Origin of the sequence: Arthrobacter sedimenti (assembly GCF_042652025.1) — a bacterium.
In the GTDB taxonomy this organism is placed as follows: domain Bacteria; phylum Actinomycetota; class Actinomycetes; order Actinomycetales; family Micrococcaceae; genus Arthrobacter; species Arthrobacter sedimenti.
This window is the reverse complement of sequence record NZ_JBHSDQ010000004.1, coordinates 282,981-297,870: the sequence shown is the minus strand read 5'-3', so window position 1 is coordinate 297,870 and position 14,890 is coordinate 282,981. Positions and strand designations below refer to the sequence as shown.

Below are 14,890 nucleotides of genomic sequence, written 5' to 3'. Positions count from 1 at the left end.
ACAGTGGAAATCAAGTTAGTTTTCGATTATCGAATCGTCTGTTCAGATATAGAACACGCTCTGCTGAGAACAAGCCACAACGAAGTGAGGAAAGCCCGTGCAGTTCCACCACCACGGATACGTATCCGGAGACCCCCGCGTCCAACCGGCCGCCGGCGTCGGACTTAACCGCCCCGAGGAGCTCCCGGAGGAAGTGGACGTCCTCATCGTCGGCTCCGGTCCGGCTGGGATGCTCGCCGCCGCGCAGCTGTCCATGTTCCCCAACGTGACCACGCGCATCGTCGAACGCCGTCCCGGCAGGCTTGCCATCGGCCAGGCCGACGGCATCCAGGCGCGCAGCGTGGAGACGTTCCAGGCCTTCGGTTTCGCGGAGCGGATCATCGCCGAGGCGTACCGCATCACCGAAATGGCGTTCTGGAAGCCGGACCCGGCCAACCATGCCAACATCATCCGGACCGCCCGCGCCGTCGACGACGAGATGGGCATCAGCGAGTTCCCGCACCTGATCGTCAACCAGGCCCGCGTCCTGGACTACTTCGCCGAATTCGCCGCAAACTCACCCACCCGCCTCAAGCCCGATTACGGCTACGAGTTCCAGGGCCTGGAGGTGGCGGACAGCGGCGACTACCCGGTGACCGTCACGCTCCGCCACACTGCCGGACCCAACGAAGGCCGGGACCGGATTGTCCGCGCCAAGTATGTGGTGGGTTCCGATGGTGCCCGCAGCAAGGTCCGCCAGGCAATCGGCTGCACCCTGGCCGGCGACCAGGCCAACCACGCCTGGGGCGTCATGGACGTGCTCGCCGTCACCAACTTCCCGGACATCCGCACCAAGTGCGCCATCCAGGGCGAAAAGGGCAGCATCCTGCACATTCCACGCGAGGGCGGCCACCTGTTCCGTATGTACGTGGACCTGGGCGAAGTTGATCCCAACAGCCAGCACTCGGTGCGGGACACCTCCATCGAGGAGATCATCGCCAAGGCCAACGAGATCCTGCACCCCTACACCCTGGACGTACGGAACGTCGCGTGGCACAGCGTCTACGAAGTGGGGCACCGCCTCACGGACAGGTTCGACGACGTCCTGCCGGCGGAGCGCGGCACGCGCACCCCGCGCGTGTTCATCACCGGCGACGCCTGCCATACGCACAGCGCCAAGGCCGGCCAGGGCATGAACGTGTCCATGCAGGACGGCTTCAACATTGCCTGGAAACTGGGCCACGTCCTGGAAGGCCGCAGCCCCGAGAGCCTGCTGAGCACCTACTCCGAGGAGCGCCAGGTGGTGGCCAAGAACCTGATCGACTTCGACAAGGAATGGTCCACCATGATGGCCAAGAAGCCGGAGGAGTTCGAGCACCCCTCCGACCTCGAGGACTTCTACGTGCAGACGGCGGAATTCCCGGCCGGCTTCATGACCCAGTACACGCCGTCGCTGATCGTTGGCAGCAGCGACCACCAGGACCTGGCTGCCGGGTTCCCCGTGGGCAAGCGCTTCAAGTCCGCACCCGTGATGCGGGTGGGCGACACCAACCCCATCCACCTGGGCCACCACGCCACCGCCGACGGGCGCTGGCGGATCTACGTCTTCGCCGATCCCGCCTTGCCCGGCACCAACTCCGCCACGGACAAGCTTGCCGACTGGTTTGCAAACTCGCCCGAGTCCCCGCTGGCCGCCACCCCCGCCGGCGCGGACCTGGACGCCTGGTTCGACCTTAAGGTCATCTACCAGCAGCCGCACACCGCCGTCGACATCAACGCCGCGCCCGCCGTCTTCAAGCCACAGGTGGGCCCGTTCAAGCTGACCGACTACGAAAAGGTGTACGCCACAGATCCCAAGGCCGACATCTTTGACCTGCGCGGCATCGACCGCAACGGCGCCGTAGTGGTGGTCCGCCCGGACCAGTACGTGGCCAACGTCCTGCCGCTGACGGCAACTGCTGAGCTGGGGGCGTTCTTCGGCCCCCTGCTCAAGAGCGGGGAACCGGGCGCGCAGCCGCGTCAGGCGGTGGCGGCCGCCCGGTAGTCCGCTGCCGGGTACACGCCGAGGATCCGCACCTCGGTGGTGAAGAAGTCCAGTTCCTCGAGGGCCAGCTTCAGCGGCAGGTCCTCGGGGTGGCCTTCGACGTCCGCCATGAACATGGTGGCGGCAAACTCGTTGCCCACCATGTAGCTTTCCAGGCGGGTCATGTTGACCCCGTTAGTGGCGAAGCCGCCCAGCGCCTTGTAAAGGGCGGAGGGAACGTTGCGGACGCGGAACAGGAAGCTCGTCACTGCCGGGCCGGGAAGTTCATCCCGGGCCGGCAGTGCCGTTTCCCGGGCCAGGACCACAAAGCGGGTGGTGTTGGAGGGGTCGTCCTCAACGCGGGACGCCAGGACATCGAGGCCGTAGATCTGTGCGGCCAGCGGGGGAGCGAGGGAGAGCTTGCGGGGATCGTTCCACTCGGCCACCTCGCGGGCGGACCCGGCGGTGTCACCCGCGATGACCGGCTTGAGCCCGTGTTCGCGGATCAGCTTCCGGCACTGGCCCAGCGCGTGGATGTGGCTGTGCACCTCGGTGGCGCCGTCAATGGTGCTGCCCGGGATGCCCAGCAGGTCGAAGTGGATGGGCAGGAAGTACTCGCCCACAATCTGCAGGTTGGACTGCGGCAGCAGGATGTGGATGTCCGCCACCCGGCCGGCGATCGAGTTCTCGATGGGGATCATGGCCAGCTCCGCCTCGCCGCTGGTCACCAGCTCAAAGGCGTCCTCGAAGCTGGCGCACGGGACGCTTTCCATGTCCGGGAACATCTGCTGACACGCGATATTGGAGTTGGCGCCGGGCTCACCCTGGTACGCAATCTTGGAGGCCATGATCCGTATGGTTTCACGCGCCGGCGTCCGATACGAAAACAGGCCCCGTGATGCTACGCGGGGGTGACGCGCAGCCAGAGGTATTGCCGGGGAAGGAGCGTCACGCCGTCGTCCAGCTGCAGGGCTGCCTCGGAGAGAAGGTCGACGGCGGCAGGGGAGTACCCGCCGAAGGTTTCCGCCGGGAGCGTCTGGGCTGAGTCGCTGAAGTTGGCGAGGGCCAGGACGTTGCTGCCGCCCTCTTCCCCACCCGGCCGCTGGTACGCCAGGACCGACCGGTTGTTCGTGGCGAAATCGATAAGCGTGGTCCCGGCGAGCTCCGGGGTGGCGCTCCGGACTTCGATCATCCGCTTCAGGCCCGCGTAGACGGCACCTTCCGGCGTGGCCGGGTCCAATCGGCGGGCGTATTGCTCCGTGGGGAAGTGCGGGCGGTGCACCCATCGGCTGTCCTCGCCGTGGCCGGGTTCGGATGCGTAACCGTAGTCGTTGACCTGCCCCACCTCATCACCCAGGTACAGCAGGGGGATGCCGCCGGTGCTGAACGGCACCGAGTGGGCCAGGAGGATCCGCTCCACCGCCTCAGCCGGGGCAACCTCCATGCCGCACAGGGACGCCGTCGTGCCCGAAATCCGGCAGTCGCCTGTCTTGGGGTTGTCCTGGAAGGGGACGCCGCGGGCGAAGCTGCCGGGGAACCGGTTGACGTAGAAGGAGTTCAGGAAGCGCCTGTGGTCGAAGCCGTTGATGCCCAGCTCGGCGGCGTCCTCGTCCGCGAAGGTCCAGCCGATGTCGTCGTGGCTGCGGACGTAGTTCACCCACGCCGTGCCGTCCGGGATGTTGTGCCGGCGTTCCAGTGCCTGGGCCAGGAGTGAGCCGTCCCGTGTGGCCAGCGACTCCCAGATCAGGGCCATCTGCAGCGGGTTGTAGGAGAGCTGGCACTCCTTGGGGTCGATGTAGAGAGCCACCTCGTCCGGGTGCACGATCGCCTCGGACTTGAACAACAGCGACGGCGCCGCCAGCCTGCACACGGCGTTGAAGGCGCGCAGCAGCGTGTGCGCCTGCGGAAGGTTTTCGCAGGGCGTGCCCAGCTGTTTCCAGATGAAGGCCACGGCGTCCATGCGCAGGATGTCCACGCCCTGGTTGGCCAGGAACAGCATCTCGGCCGCCATGGCCCGGAAGACCTCAGGGTTGGAGTAGTTCAGGTCCCACTGGTACGTGTGGAAGGTTGCCCACACCCACCGGCCGTCGTCCATTTGGATGAAGGAGCCCGGGTGGTTTTCCGGGAAGATTTCGCGGACGTTTGCCTCAAAAGCATCCGGCATGGTCCGGTCCGGGAAAATCCAGTAGTAGTCGCTGTACTCCGGATCGCCTGCCGCTGCCTTCCGCGCCCAATCGTGCTCGTCCGAGGTGTGGTTGAAGATGAAGTCCACCACCAGGCTGATGCCGTTGTCCTTGAGCTCCGCGGCCAGGGAGCGCAGCTGCTCCATGGTGCCCAGTTTGGGGTTGACCTCGCGGTAGCTGGACACCGCGTAGCCGCCGTCCGAGTGCGGTTCGGGTGCCAGGAACAGGGGCATGAGATGCAGGTAGGTCAGGCCCAGCTCCTTGAAGTACGGGATCCGGGCCCGCACCCCTTCGAGGCTTTCGGCGTAGCGGTCCACGTAGCAGACGCCGCCCAGCATCCGGTTGGACTGGAACCAGTCCGGGTTGCCTTCCCGCTCTGCATCGGTGGCCTTCAGCTCGGCGGAACGCTCCTGCCACGACCGGGCGCACTGGAGGACCAGGTCAGTGAGCTGGTCCAGCCAGTCGTTGCGGTCGCCGTACAGGGAGTGGAACAGGCTGCGGAGCGTGGGGAAGTGCTCCTCAAGGCGCCGGTCGAAGTCCGGGTCCGGGTGCAGCCCAAGGCCCCGTTCGCGGGATACGGCGGACAGCACATGCCGGCGCGCTTCCTGGTCCTCGTTCACCGTTTCCTGCATGTTGACCGGCCTTTCCGCACTTCCACCGGCCTCCCTGGCCGCGCACCTGTAGGGAAGTATTCCACGTCACAAGCGGAAGGCGTTCGACGGCGGCGGGACAGTTACGTTCATTGGATCCCGGGCGGGCCGGAGGCAGGGGATGCCCGCCCCGGGCCTAAGCTTTACCCAGACCCACGAACGCCGGAAAAGACAGGAAAAACATGACGCGCACCTACACCATCGATTCCATTCCCGGTGACGGCATCGGCGTTGATGTCACCGACGTGGCCATGGAGTGCGTGGACGCGGTAGCCGGGCTGCACGGTTTCTCTGTTTCGTGGCGGGTCCGCGACTGGAACAGCGACCTGTACGTCAAGACGGGCCGGATGATGCCGGTTGACGGCATCGAGCAACTGAGCAGCGGCGACGGCATTTATTTGGGAGCCGTGGGAACGCCCGACGTCCCGGATGACGTGACCCTGTGGGGACTGCTGATTCCCATCCGCCGCGAGTTCGACCAGTACATCAACCTTCGCCCCATGAAGCTGCTGCCCGGCGTGAAGGGGGCGATGCCAGGGATCGAGGACCTGGACATCGTGGTGGTGCGGGAGAACGTTGAGGGCGAATACTCTCAGATCGGCGGCCGCTTCGGCGCGGGGACGGATGCCGAATTCGCCGTCCAGGAGAGCGTGTTCACCAAGGCAGGCGTTAGAAGGGCGGCTCGCTACGCTGCGGAGGTCGCTGCCGGACGCGGCGGCACGCTGGTCTCAGCCACCAAATCCAATGGCATCATCCACACCATGCCGTTCTGGGACGAAGTGGTGGCCCGGACGGTGGCAGAGTTCCCGGGCGTCACCGTGGACAAGGTGCTGATCGATGCGCTCGCGGCACGACTGGTCATGAAGCCCACCAGCGTCCGCACGATTGTGGCGTCGAACCTGTTCGGCGACATCCTGTCCGACCTGGTGGCCGGAGTTGCCGGCTCCATCGGCATCGCTCCCAGCGCCAACCTGAACCCTGAACGCCGATACCCTTCAATGTTCGAGCCGGTCCACGGTTCTGCCCCGGATATCGCCGGCAAGGGCATCGCGAATCCCGTGGGGGCCCTGTGGGCCGCGGCCATGATGCTGTACCACCTGGGGGAGGAGGCCGCGGCGCGATCCCTGACCTCCGCTTTCGAGTCCACGCTCGCGGAAGGGATTGCGACGCCGGATCTTGGCGGTTCAGCCACCACGCTGGAGTTTGCCAAGGAAGTGCGCAGCCGGTTGCGGTAACTGCGCCTGAAGCACCACCACTAAAGCACGTTGCGGATGGCCTGTTCGAAACTGGTGACGTGCTCCAGGGCGAGCTTGCCCGCCCGCTCCGCATCGCCATCGGCCACTGCCTCCAGCAGCTCCACGTGCTCGGCGATGTGGGACGCGACGGAGGGCACCTTTTCCAGCACCATGCACCAGATGCGCGTGGCCAGGTTGTCGTAGCGGATCAGGACGTCCTCGAGGTGCGCGTTCGCGGCGGCCCGGTAGATCAGCCGGTGGACCTTGATGTCGTACCGCATGAGGTCGTAGGGATCGTCGCCATCGCCCATGGTGGAGATTGCCGCCGCGGTCTCCCGGATTTCCGCGCGCAGCGCGGGCGTCGCCAGCTTGGCCGCGCGGCGTGCCGCCAGAGGCTCCAGGGATTCGCGCAGTTCGGAGACGTCGGCGAGCTCGGTGATGTCGACGATGGTGGCGAACGTTCCGCGGCGCGGGTAGGAGACTACAAGGTGGTCGCTTTCCAGGCGCTTGAGTGCTTCCCGGACCGGCGTCCGGCCAATCCCGAGTTCGGCGGCGAGCTTGCCGTCGTTGATGGCCTCGCCCGGCCGGATGTCCAGCATGATGAGCCGGTCGCGGAGGTGCCGGTAGGCCTGTTCGGAGAGCGAGAGGTCGCCGTCCCCGGCCAGGTGGTTCTCTAATGTGACGCTCATTCCGAGCCTTCCCAGGAGTGCTATTGACGTCCAAGTGATCTGGAACATACTATTACGACAGTTCTAATATATCAGTTACAGATCAGTTATAGGTCAGTAACTCCGAAGGGCTTTGAAGGAGAACAATGCAGGACGTACTGAACGCCTCGCTCGCCACAGTTGACGCCGACGTCGCCGCCGCTGTGGCACGTGAACTGCACCGCCAGCAGTCCACCCTGGAAATGATCGCGTCGGAGAACTTCGCTCCGTCCTCCGTCATGGAGGCCCAGGGCTCGGTCCTCACCAACAAGTACGCCGAGGGCTACCCGGGCAAGCGCTACTACGGCGGCTGCGAGCACGTGGACGTCATCGAGCAGCTGGCCATCGACCGCGTGAAGGCCCTGTTTGGCGCCGAATTCGCCAACGTCCAGCCGCACTCCGGCGCGCAGGCCAACGCCGCCGCCATGTTCGCCCTGCTGAACCCGGGCGACACCATCCTGGGCCTCTCCCTGGCCCACGGCGGCCACCTGACCCACGGCATGAAGATCAACTTCTCCGGCAAGCTCTACAACGTGGTCCCGTACCACGTCCGCGAAGAGGACCTCCGGATCGACATGGCCGAGGTGGAAGCCCTTGCCCTCGAACACAAGCCCAAGCTGATCGTGGCCGGCTGGTCCGCCTACTCCCGCCAGCTGGACTTCGCCGAGTTCCGCCGCATCGCAGACCTCGTAGGCGCCTACCTGATGGTGGACATGGCGCACTTCGCCGGCCTGGTCGCCGCCGGGCTGCACCCCAACCCCGTCCCGTACGCGGACGTGGTCACCACCACCACCCACAAGACCCTGGGCGGCCCCCGCGGCGGCGTTATCCTGGCCAAGGAAGAGTACGCCAAGAAGATCAACTCCGCTGTCTTCCCGGGCCAGCAGGGTGGCCCGCTGGAGCACGTTGTCGCCGCCAAGGCCGTGGCCTTCAAGCTCGCAGCAGCCCCCGAGTTCAAGGAGCGGCAGGAGCGCGTTCTGGAAGGCGCCAAGCTGCTGGCCGACCGCCTCCTCCAGGGAGACGTCGCAGCCGCAGGCATTTCGGTGGTCAACGGCGGTACCGACGTCCACCTGGTCCTGGTGGACCTCCGCAACTCCGAACTCGATGGCCAGCAGGGTGAGGACGCCCTCCACCGCATCGGCATCACCGTCAACCGCAACGCCGTCCCGTTCGACCCCCGCCCCCCGATGGTCTCCTCCGGCCTCCGGATCGGCACCCCCGCCCTGGCCGCCCGCGGCTTCAGCGCCGCCGAATTCACCGAGGTTGCAGACATCATCGCCACGGCACTGATCGCGGCTGCCGCTTCTGGCACAAACAGCACGGGCACCCTGCCCGGGGACACCGCCGTCGAACTCCGCGCACGCGTGACCACCCTGGCCGAAAAGTTCCCCCTCTACCCGCACCTCACCGCCGACGCCACCCTGGCCGACGCCGAGGCAGACCTGATTGGAGCCGCACAGTGAGCGCCCCGCACCTTCCTGAGCACCCGGACTTCCTCTGGCGGAACCCGGAACCCAAGTCCTCCTACGACGCCGTGGTTGTCGGCGGCGGCGGACACGGCCTGGCCACCGCCTACTTCCTGGCCAAGAACCACGGCATGACCAACATCGCCGTCCTGGAAAAGGGCTGGCTGGCCGGCGGCAACATGGCCCGCAACACCACCATCATCCGTTCCAACTACCTCTGGGACGAAAGCGCGGCCATCTACGAGCAGGCCCTCAAGCTGTGGGAGATCCTGCCGGAAGAGCTCGAGTACGACTTCCTCTTCAGCCAGCGCGGCGTGATGAACCTGGCCCACACCCTGGGCGATGTGCGCGAAAGCATGCGCCGCGTTGGAGCCAACAAGCTCAACGGTGTGGACGCCGAATGGCTGGACCCGCAGCAGGTCAAGGAACTCTGCCCCATCCTGAACATCAGCGACAACATCCGCTACCCCGTCATGGGTGCCACCTACCAGCCCCGCGCCGGTATCGCCAAGCACGACCATGTTGCCTGGGCCTTCGCCCGCAAGTGCGACGAGCTGGGCGTTGACATCATCCAGAACTGCGAGGTGACCGGCTTCCTCAAGGACGGCGACCGCGTGGTGGGCGTCAAGACCAACCGCGGCACCATCAACACCGAAAAGGTGGGCCTCTGCGCCGCCGGCCACAGCTCGGTCCTGGCCGAGATGGCCGGATTCCAGCTGCCCATCCAGTCCCACCCCCTGCAGGCCTTGGTGTCCGAACTGCACGAGCCCGTCCACCCCACGGTGGTCATGTCCAACCACGTGCACGTCTACGTTTCCCAGGCGCACAAGGGTGAACTGGTCATGGGTGCCGGCGTGGACTCCTACAACGGCTACGGCCAGCGCGGCTCCTTCCACGTCATTGAGCAGCAGATGGCCGCCGCCGTCGAGCTCTTCCCGATCTTCGCCCGGGCCCACGTGCTCCGGACCTGGGGCGGCATCGTGGACACCACCCTGGACGCCTCGCCGATCGTCGGCACCACCCCGGTGGAGAACATGTTCGTGAACTGCGGCTGGGGAACCGGCGGCTTCAAGGGCACCCCCGCCGCCGGCCTGACCTTCGCGCACACCATCGCCACCGGCGCTCCGCACAAGCTGAATGCGCCGTTCTCGCTGGAACGCTTCGAAACCGGCGCCCTCATCGACGAACACGGCGCTGCCGCCGTGGCCCACTAGCCGCCGCCACCAGAAAAGGACTAACGCACATGCTGCTGATCCCATGCCCCAACTGCGGCCCGCGGGACGAAACCGAATTCCACTACGGGGGACAGGCCCACGTCGCCTACCCCGAGAACCCCAACGAGCTGACCGACACGGAGTGGTCCCGCTACCTCTTCTACCGGGAGAACCCCAAAGGCATCTTCGCTGAACGCTGGGTCCACAGCACCGGCTGCCGCCAGTGGTTCAACATGCTCCGCGACACCGTGAGCTACGACATCAAGGCTGTCTACCCGATGGGATCGAAGCGGCCTGACGTGGCCGGCTCCCCGGCCGCCGAATCCGGCACCGCCAGCCTTGCCGCGGACAGCACCACCACCGGGGCCGCCGCGCCCGACATCTCAGGCACCAGCATCCCGACCACCACCGCCCCGGAAGGAGCGACCAAGTGACTTCCCAGAACGCCCGCCTGGCTACCGGCGGCCGCATCGACCGCACCATCTCCTGGCGCTTCGCCGTGGACGGCGAGGAATTCACCGGCCACCCCGGCGACACCCTGGCTTCCGCCCTGCTGGCCAACGGCCGCATCGCCGCCGGGAATTCGCTCTACGAGGACCGGCCCCGCGGCATCATGTCCGCCGGCGTTGAAGAGGCCAACGCCCTTGTCCGAGTGGAAGCCCGTTTCCCCGGCCACGTGGCCGAATCCATGCTTCCCGCCACCACCGTCTCCCTGGTGGACGGGCTGCAAGCGACACTGTTGAACGGCCTGGGCAAGCTTGACCCGGAGGACGACCGCGCCGAATACGACAAGAAGTATGTCCACACCGACGTCCTGGTCATCGGCGGCGGCCCCGCCGGACTCGCCGCGGCCCGCGAAGCCGTCCGCACCGGAGCCCGCGTCATGCTGCTCGACGACCAGCCCGAACTCGGCGGTTCCCTGCTCTCCGGCTCCACCGCCGAGGGACTGGCCGAGACCATCGAAGGCAAGCCCGCCCTGGAATGGGTTGCCGACGTTGAAGCCGAGCTGGTTTCCGGCGCCGAATCCACCGTCCTGAACCGCACCACCGCGTTCGGCGCCTACGACGCCAACTACGTCATTGCCGTCCAGAACCGCACCGACCACCTCTCCAGCCCCGCAGCCCCCGGCGTCTCCCGCCAGCGGATTTGGCACATCCGTGCCAATCAGGTGGTGCTGGCCCCCGGCGCCCACGAGCGTCCGCTGGTGTTCGAGAACAATGACCGCCCCGGCATCATGCTCGCTTCGGCCGTGCGCACCTACCTCAACCGGTACGGCGTTGCCGCCGGCAAGCGCGTGGTCATCAGCACCACCAATGACAGCGCCTATGCCGTCGCCGCAGACCTCGCCGCCGCCGGCGTCAAGGTGGCAGCCGTGGTGGATGCCCGTCCGTCGCTTACCACGGTGGCAACGGCCGCCGTCGAATCCGGGATCCGCGTCCTGATCGGCAGTGCGGTGGCCAACACCTCCGCAGGCGCCGATGGCCGGCTGGACGGGGTTACGGTCCGCAGCATCAACGACGACGGCGAGCTCACCTCCGGCGTCGAACAGATCGCCGCCGACCTGCTGGCGGTGTCCGGCGGCTGGAGCCCGCTGGTCCACCTCCACTCACAGCGGCAGGGCAAGCTGCGCTGGGACGAGGACCTGGCCGCCTTCGTGCCCAGCACCGAAGTGCCCAACCAGCAGACCATCGGCTCCGGCCGCGGCTCCTTCGCCACCGCCGACTGCCTCGCCGAAGGCATCTCCGCCGGCGCAAAGGCGGCCATCGCTGCCGGGTTCGCGTCCGCCGTCGAGCCTTCCGTGTTCGGTGAGCCGAAGGCCTCCGCCCCCACCCGCCAGCTCTGGCTGGTACCGGGCGAGAACGGCACCCCTGACGACTGGCACAACCACTTCGTTGACTTCCAGCGCGACCAGTCCGTGGCGGATGTCCTCCGCTCCACCGGCGCGGGCATGCGCTCCGTGGAACACATCAAGCGGTACACCTCCATCAGCACCGCCAACGACCAGGGCAAGACCTCCGGCGTGAACGCCATCGGCGTCATCGCCGCGGCGCTGCGCACGGCCGGCGAGGCCTCGCGCGGCATCGGCGACATCGGCACCACCACCTACCGCGCCCCGTTCACCCCGGTGGCCTTTGCCGCACTGGCAGGACGCCAGCGCGGGGAACTGTTCGACCCCGCCCGCATCACCTCGATCCAGCCGTGGCACGTTGCCAAGGGCGCACTCTTCGAGGACGTCGGACAGTGGAAGCGCCCCTGGTACTACCCGCAGGGCGGGGAGGACATGGACGCTGCAGTGCTGCGTGAATGCGCCGCCGTCCGCGACTCCGTGGGCTTCATGGATGCCACCACCCTCGGCAAGATCGAAATCCGCGGCAAGGACGCGGGCGAGTTCCTGAACCGCGTTTACACCAACGCGTTCAAGAAGCTCGCCCCGGGCTCGGCACGCTACGGCGTCATGTGCCTGGCTGACGGCATGATCTTCGACGACGGCGTGACCCTCCGCTTGGATGAGGACACCTTCTTCATGACCACCACCACCGGCGGTGCCGCGAAGGTGCTGGACCACCTGGAGGAATGGCTGCAGACCGAATGGCCCGAGCTGGACGTGCAGTGCACCTCGGTGACCGAACAGTGGAACACCATTGCCGTCGTCGGGCCCAAGTCCCGCGAAGTGATAGCCAAGGTGGCCCCGGAACTCGCCGCCAACGGCGGACTGGACGCGGAGAACTTCCCGTTCATGACCTTCCGCGAAACCACCCTCGCCTCCGGCGTCCGCGCCCGGGTCTGCCGGATCTCCTTCTCCGGTGAACTCGCCTACGAGATCAACGTTCCGGCCTGGTACGGGCTGAACACCTGGGAGGCAGTGGCCGCCGCCGGTGCCGAGTTCAACATCACCCCGTACGGCACCGAAACCATGCACGTGCTGCGCGCCGAGAAGGGCTACCCGATTGTCGGGCAGGACACCGACGGTACCGTCACCCCGCAGGACGCCGGCATGGAATGGATCGTTTCCAAGGCCAAGGACTTCATCGGCAAGCGCTCCTACACCCGGTCGGACGCCCAGCGTCAGGACCGCAAGCACCTGGTCAGCGTCCTTCCCGTGGACGGCTCGCTGCGCCTGCCGGAAGGCACCCAGCTCGTGGAAAAGGGACGCTCCACCAACCCCGCCTACGGCCCCGTGCCGATGGAAGGGTTCGTCACCTCCAGCTACCACAGCGCAGCGCTGGGCCGCTCGTTCGGCCTGGCCCTGATCAAGAACGGACGCAACCGCATCGGCGAAACGCTGGTGGCAGCCGCCGGCGACCAGCTGGTGGACGTGGTTGTGGCAGAAACAGTGCTTTTTGACTCTGAAGGGACCCGTAAAGATGGCTGAGACAGCAGCATCCCCGACCTCCGCAAAGACCAATGCCGAGAAGAACCTCGCCGCCCGCGTCAGCCCGGCCCGCCAGCTGGCGGACGAGTTCGCAGCAGGCTCCCTGGCCGGCACCGTTGAAATCTCCGAGGTGCCCTTCCTGACCATGGTGGGCCTCCGCGCACCGGCCGGATCCGCCGCGGCGGAGCGCCTGGCCGGCGTCACCGGCGGCCTCCCCTCCGGCTCCGGCGCGGTGGCCGGCAACGGCGACGTGTCCGTGCTGTGGCTTGGCCCCTCCGAATTCCTGGTGGTGGCACCCACCGAGGCGCACGAATCCCTCGGCGGGGACCTGATCCCCGCCCTCCGGGAAGCGCTGGGCAGCGACGCGGGCCAGGTGGTGGACCTGTCCGCCAACCGGACCACGTTCGAACTGACGGGCCCCCGGGCCCGCGCCGTCCTGGAAAAGGGCAACTCGCTGGACCTGCACCCGCGGGTCTTCAAAGCCGGCACCGCCTTCTCCACCGAAATCGCGAACATCCCCGCCATCCTGTGGAAGACCGGTGAGGAGTCCTTCCGGATCTTCCCGCGCGCTTCCTTCGCCGAGTTCCTGGGCCGGTGGCTGCTGGACGCCATGCGGGAGTACGCCTCGCCAGAGGTCCCCTGATGGCGCTCAGCGTCCTTGACCTCTTTTCCGTCGGCATCGGGCCCTCGTCGTCACACACGGTGGGCCCGATGCGGGCGGCCAAGCTGTTCGCGGACGGGCTGAAGGGCGACGGGCAGCTGGCCTCCACCGTGCGCGTCCAGTCGGAACTTTTCGGTTCCCTGGGCGCCACGGGGCGCGGCCACGGCTCGGACAAGGCCGTGGTCCTGGGACTGCAGGGCCTGGAACCGGAGACCGTGGACACTTTCACTGCCGACGACCAGGTGGCGGCCGCGGCCCTGAACGCTGAACTGCACGTTGCAGGCAGCCACCGGGTGGACTTCAACTGGGAAGAGGACGTGGTGCTCCACCGCCGCAAGTCTCTTCCCGCCCACCCCAACGGCATGACCTTCCGGGCCCTGGACCACACCGGAGCAGTCCTGAGCGAGCGGAGCTTCTACTCGATCGGCGGCGGCTTCGTGGTGGACGGCGACGCCGAGGGTGCGGACAAGGTGGTGCCTGACGACACCGTGCTGCCGTACCCGTTCTCCACGGCGGATGAACTCCTGCAGATCTGCAGCCGTGAAGGTATATCCATCTCCGAGGTCATGCTGGCCAACGAACTGACCTGGCGCAGCGAAGCGGAACTCCGCGAACAACTGCTGGGGCTGTGGGCCGTCATGCGCGAATGCGTGGAGAACGGCTGCAACGCCGAAGGCATCCTGCCGGGAGGACTGAACGTCACCCGGCGGGCGCCGGCCCTGTTCCGCACCCTGACGGCTTCGGCCGCCACCGCCGAAGCCGCGGCAGCGTCGCCGTCGCCCGTCCAGGCACCGGCGGATCCGCTGCTCGCCATGGAATGGGTAAACCTCTTCGCCCTGGCCGTGAATGAGGAGAACGCCGCCGGCGGCCGGATCGTCACCGCCCCCACCAACGGAGCCGCTGGCATCGTCCCGGCCGTCCTGCACTACTACGTGAAGTTTGTTCCAGGGGCTAACGACGACGGTGTGGTCCGCTTCCTGCTGGCGGCGGCCGCCGTCGGAATCCTGTTCAAACTGAACGCCTCCATCTCGGGCGCCGAAGTGGGCTGCCAGGGCGAGGTGGGCTCCGCCTGCTCGATGGCTGCGGCCGGTCTCTGCGAAGTGCTCGGCGGAACGCCGGCACAGGTGGAGAACGCCGCCGAGGTGGGGATCGAGCACAACCTGGGCCTTACCTGCGATCCCGTGGGCGGCCTGGTGCAGATCCCGTGCATCGAGCGGAATGCGATCGCCAGCGTGAAAGCGATCAACGCGGCCCGGCTGGCCCTGCACGGAGACGGCAGTCACAAGGTCTCGCTGGACAAGGCGATCAAGACCATGCGCGACACCGGAGCCGACATGAAAACCAAGTACAAGGAAACCTCCCGAGGAGGCCTCGCCGTGAATGTGATCGAGTGCTGAGC

At 66.9% G+C, this 14,890-nt stretch carries 11 protein-coding genes; 8 read left to right on the top strand and 3 right to left on the bottom strand.

The genetic code is table 11. From position 1 onward, the window contains the following. Positions 1–97 precede the first annotated feature (97 nt). A complete protein-coding gene (locus tag ACFO0G_RS11965; RefSeq protein WP_286399883.1) occupies positions 98–2,023 on the top strand; it encodes an FAD-binding monooxygenase in 1,926 nt (641 codons plus the stop codon). Here ACFO0G_RS11965 and ACFO0G_RS11960 read toward each other — a convergent pair. Together ACFO0G_RS11960 and ACFO0G_RS11955 are read right to left on the bottom strand one after the other, a co-directional pair. Next, complete coding sequence (locus ACFO0G_RS11960) at positions 1,999–2,850, bottom strand: prephenate dehydratase (protein WP_376977810.1); 852 nt, start codon at positions 2,848–2,850, stop codon at positions 1,999–2,001. The genes ACFO0G_RS11965 and ACFO0G_RS11960 overlap by 25 nt on opposite strands. Before the next feature lie 53 nt (positions 2,851–2,903). Next, on the bottom strand, positions 2,904–4,817 hold the full coding sequence (locus ACFO0G_RS11955) for an alpha-amylase family glycosyl hydrolase (RefSeq protein WP_286399879.1): 1,914 nt from the start codon (positions 4,815–4,817) through the stop codon (positions 2,904–2,906). Between the two features lie 200 nt (positions 4,818–5,017). Here ACFO0G_RS11955 and ACFO0G_RS11950 point away from each other — a divergent pair, with 200 nt between their 5' ends. Continuing rightward, positions 5,018–6,070: a tartrate dehydrogenase gene (locus ACFO0G_RS11950; RefSeq protein ID WP_376977807.1), complete on the top strand. Its 1,053-nt coding sequence runs from the start codon at positions 5,018–5,020 to the stop codon at positions 6,068–6,070. A 20-nt stretch (positions 6,071–6,090) separates the two neighbouring features. On the opposite strand, the gene ACFO0G_RS11945 is transcribed toward ACFO0G_RS11950, so the two are convergent. Then, positions 6,091–6,759 (bottom strand): GntR family transcriptional regulator, encoded by a 669-nt coding sequence (locus ACFO0G_RS11945; protein ID WP_376977805.1) that lies wholly within the window; start codon positions 6,757–6,759, stop codon positions 6,091–6,093. A gap of 125 nt (positions 6,760–6,884) precedes the next feature. On the opposite strand from ACFO0G_RS11945, the gene glyA reads away from it, so the two are divergent. The 6 genes from glyA to ACFO0G_RS11915 are packed head-to-tail and all read left to right on the top strand — an operon-like array spanning position 6,885 to position 14,888. After that, the gene (gene glyA, locus ACFO0G_RS11940; RefSeq protein WP_376977803.1) at positions 6,885–8,240 is read left to right on the top strand and encodes a serine hydroxymethyltransferase; all 1,356 of its coding nucleotides are present in this window, start codon (positions 6,885–6,887) and stop codon (positions 8,238–8,240) included. Beyond that, positions 8,237–9,457 (top strand): sarcosine oxidase subunit beta family protein, encoded by a 1,221-nt coding sequence (locus tag ACFO0G_RS11935; RefSeq protein ID WP_286399871.1) that lies wholly within the window; start codon positions 8,237–8,239, stop codon positions 9,455–9,457. The genes glyA and ACFO0G_RS11935 overlap by 4 nt, the downstream gene beginning before the upstream one ends. Positions 9,458–9,486: 29 nt before the next feature. Continuing rightward, a complete protein-coding gene (locus ACFO0G_RS11930) occupies positions 9,487–9,891 on the top strand; it encodes a sarcosine oxidase subunit delta (protein ID WP_376977801.1) in 405 nt (134 codons plus the stop codon). Further along, positions 9,888–12,830, top strand: a complete 2,943-nt coding sequence (locus ACFO0G_RS11925) for a sarcosine oxidase subunit alpha family protein (protein WP_376977799.1) — start codon at positions 9,888–9,890, stop codon at positions 12,828–12,830. The genes ACFO0G_RS11930 and ACFO0G_RS11925 overlap by 4 nt, the downstream gene beginning before the upstream one ends. Further along, on the top strand, positions 12,823–13,473 hold the full coding sequence (locus ACFO0G_RS11920) for a sarcosine oxidase subunit gamma (RefSeq protein WP_286399864.1): 651 nt from the start codon (positions 12,823–12,825) through the stop codon (positions 13,471–13,473). The genes ACFO0G_RS11925 and ACFO0G_RS11920 overlap by 8 nt, the downstream gene beginning before the upstream one ends. After that, positions 13,473–14,888: an L-serine ammonia-lyase gene (locus ACFO0G_RS11915; protein WP_286399861.1), complete on the top strand. Its 1,416-nt coding sequence runs from the start codon at positions 13,473–13,475 to the stop codon at positions 14,886–14,888. The genes ACFO0G_RS11920 and ACFO0G_RS11915 overlap by 1 nt, the downstream gene beginning before the upstream one ends. The last annotated feature ends 2 nt before the right edge of the window (positions 14,889–14,890 follow it).